This is a genomic window from Actinophytocola sp. (assembly GCF_049647105.1).
Lineage (GTDB): Bacteria > Actinomycetota > Actinomycetes > Mycobacteriales > Pseudonocardiaceae > Actinophytocola.
In genome coordinates this window covers 1-3204 of the sequence record NZ_JBARWZ010000250.1, presented here as the reverse complement: position 1 = coordinate 3204, position 3204 = coordinate 1, and the positions used below count along the sequence as shown (strand labels likewise).

1 protein-coding gene and 1 pseudogene are annotated in these 3204 nt (G+C 74.9%); both read left to right on the top strand.

Annotation, left to right across the window (positions count from 1 at the left end; all coding sequences use genetic code 11):
• Window positions 1-8: 8 nt before the first annotated feature.
• Window positions 9-911: pseudogene (locus tag WBA97_RS29175) on the top strand (beta-ketoacyl reductase); the annotation flags it as partial.
• A 53-nt stretch (window positions 912-964) separates the two neighbouring features.
• Window positions 965-3204 (top strand): type I polyketide synthase (locus tag WBA97_RS29170; RefSeq protein WP_424234162.1); only part of this gene is annotated, 2240 nt, incomplete at its 3' end.

Genomic DNA, 3204 nt, shown 5'->3' with positions numbered 1-3204 from the left:
GCTGGGCCGTGCACGGCCCAGACCCCCTCGGCATCGGCGCCACCGGCCAGGACGCCGACGTGGTGATCGCCCAGTTCACCGGCCAGACCGACGCACTGACCGAGGTGCTGGCCCTCGTACAGGGCTGGCCGCCCGACGAACGCACGCTCGTCGTCGTCACCAGGGGCGCGGTCGCCGCGCGTCCCGGCGACACCGTGCCCGACCTGGTCCACGCCCCCGTGCACGGCCTGGTCAGGTCGGCGCAGTCGGAGCACCCCGGCCGGTTCCTGCTGGTCGACGTCGACGACGACCCGGCATCGCTGACCGCGCTGCCCGCCGCCATCGCCGCCGCGGGCGCCGACGGCGAGCCGCAGATCGCCGTCCGCGCAGGCGTTCCGCTGGCCCCGCGGCTGGTCCGCCTGGCACGGCAGACCGTCACCACGACGCCGCGCACCGGGACCGCGCTCGTGACCGGCGCGACGGGCACCCTCGGTGCGGAACTGGCGAAGCACCTGGTGGCTGCCCACGGCTACCGGCGACTCGTCCTCACCAGCCGCAGCGGCCCCGCCGCCCCCGGCGCCACCGAACTCGTCGCCGAACTGACCGAGCTTGGCGCGCACGCCACGGTGGTCGCCTGCGACGTCGCCGACCGGGCCGCCATCGCCGGTGTCCTCGCGGCCATCCCGCCGGAGCACCCGCTGACCGCGGTCGCCCACACCGCCGCCGTGCTCGACGACGGCGTCGTCGCCGCCCTCACCCCCGACCGCCTGCGGCACGTGCTCACCCCGAAGGCACGGGGCGCCCTCAACCTCCACGAGCTGACCAGGGACGCCGACCTGGAGATCTTCGCCCTGTTCTCGTCCGCCGCGGGTGTCCTCGGCGGTGCGGGACAGGGCAACTACGCCGCGGCCAACACCTACGTCGACGCGCTCGCCCAGCACCGCGCCGCCATCGGCCTCCCCGCCGTGTCCCTTGCCTGGGGGCCGTGGGCGCAGCGGTCGGCGCTGACCGGCGACCTCACCGACACCGACCTGCGCCGCCTCGCCCGCCACGGCCTCATCCCCATGGCCACCGAGGACGGGCTACGGCTCTTCGACGAGGCGCTGACCGCGGGCCGCGCGCTCGTGGTGCCCATGGGTTTCAGCCCGGCGGCGCTGCGGGCGGGGGGCGCCGAGGTGGCGCCGCTGCTGCGCGGGCTCGTCAGCACTGGTGGTGCCGCGTCGGCGGCGGGCTCGGCGGAAGCGTTGCGCCGCAAGCTGACCGCCGCGCCGGACACCGAGCGCGGCCGCATCCTGCTGGACCTGGTGCGCACCCAGACCGCCATCGTCCTCGGCTACGGCAACCCGGGCCTTGTCGACGCCCGCCGAGGTTTCGTCGAACTCGGTCTCGACTCGCTGACCGGGGTCGAGCTGCGCAACCGCCTCGCCAGAGGCACCGGTCTGCGGCTGCCGGCGACCACCGTGTTCGACCACCCCACCCCCGACGCGCTCGCCAGGCACCTGCGCACCGGCCTGGAACCACGCCCTGGCGGTGCGGGACCGGCCGCGTTCGCCGAACTGGCCCGGCTGGAACGGGCCCTTGCCGGGGTCACGCCCGGCGGCGCGGAGCTCATGGCCGACCGGGGCGCGCTCACCACCCGGCTCCGTGCGCTGCTCGACCACCTGACCGACGTCCCGACAGACCACACCGCGCACGCCGAGGTGCCCGACAGCCTCGACTCGGCCACCGCCGAGGACCTGTACACGCTTCTGGACCAGGAGTTCTCGAAGTCCTGACCGGTGCGGAAGGAGATCCACCCATGGCGAACGACGAGAAGCTCCTCGGTTACCTCAAGCGGGCGACGACGGAGTTGCGCGAGGCCAACCGCAAACTGCGGGCGGCGCAGGACCGGGACACCGAGCCGGTGGCCGTCGTCGGCATCGGCTGCCGCTACCCCGGCGGGGTGCGCGCACCGGAGGACCTGTGGCGGCTCGTCGCCGACGGCACCGACGCGCTCACCGGCTTCCCCGGCGACCGAGGCTGGGACCTCGCCGCGCTCACCGGCACCCGCACCGCCGCGGGTGGTTTCCTCGACGCGCCAGGCGACTTCGACGCGAACTTCTTCGGCATCTCCCCCCGTGAGGCCACCGCCATGGACCCCCAGCAGCGGCTGCTGCTGGAGATCTGCTGGGAGGCGGTCGAACGCGCCGGAATCGACGCCAGAACCCTGCGCGGTAGCCGGACCGGGGTGTTCGCGGGCTGGATGTACAGCGACTACGCCGCCAGCCTCGACGCCGCGCCCGAGGTGTTCGACGGCTACGTCAGCACCAGCAACGCGAGCAGCGTCCTGTCCGGCCGCGTCGCGTACACCCTCGGACTCGAGGGCCCGGCGCTCACCGTCGACACGGCCTGCTCGTCGTCGCTGGTCGCCATGCACCTTGCCGCGCAGGCGCTGCGCCGCGGCGAGTGCACGCTCGCACTGGCAGGCGGGGTCACCGTCATGGCGAGCCCGCTGATGTTCTCCGGGTTCGAGTTCGACGACGGCATGGCCGCAGACGGCCGCTGCAAGTCCTTCGCCGCCTCGGCCGACGGCACCGGCTGGGGCGAGGGCGCCGGTGTGCTCCTGCTGGAGCGCCTGTCCGACGCGATCGCGGGCGGCCGCCGGATCCTGGCCGTCCTGCGCGGCTCCGCCGTCAACTCCGACGGCGCGTCCAGCGGGCTGACCGCGCCGAACGGGCCGTCGCAGCAGCGGGTGATCGAGCAGGCACTGGAGACCGCCCGGCTGTCACCGTCCGATGTGGACATGGTGGAGGCGCACGGCACCGGCACCCGGCTCGGCGACCCCATCGAGGCCCAGGCGCTACTGGCCACCTACGGCAGGCACCGGGTGGACGAGCCGCTGTGGCTCGGCTCGGTCAAGTCGAACATCGGCCACACCCAGGCCGCCGCCGGTGTCGCCGGGGTGATCAAGGTGATCGGCGCGCTGCGCACCGGCGTCCTGCCCCGCACCCTCCACGTCGACGAGCCGACCCCGGTCGTGGACTGGGCGTCCGGCGCGGTGTCGCTGCTGACCGAGGAGCGGCCGTGGCCGGCGACGGGCCGCCCGCGCCGCGCCGCCGTGTCGGCGTTCGGGGTCAGCGGCACCAACGCGCACGTCATCGTCGAACAGGCCCCCGAACCCGCCCCCGCGCCGGTCTCCGAGACGTCGGTGCGGCCCGCCGTCCTGCCGTGGCTGGTGTCCGGCGC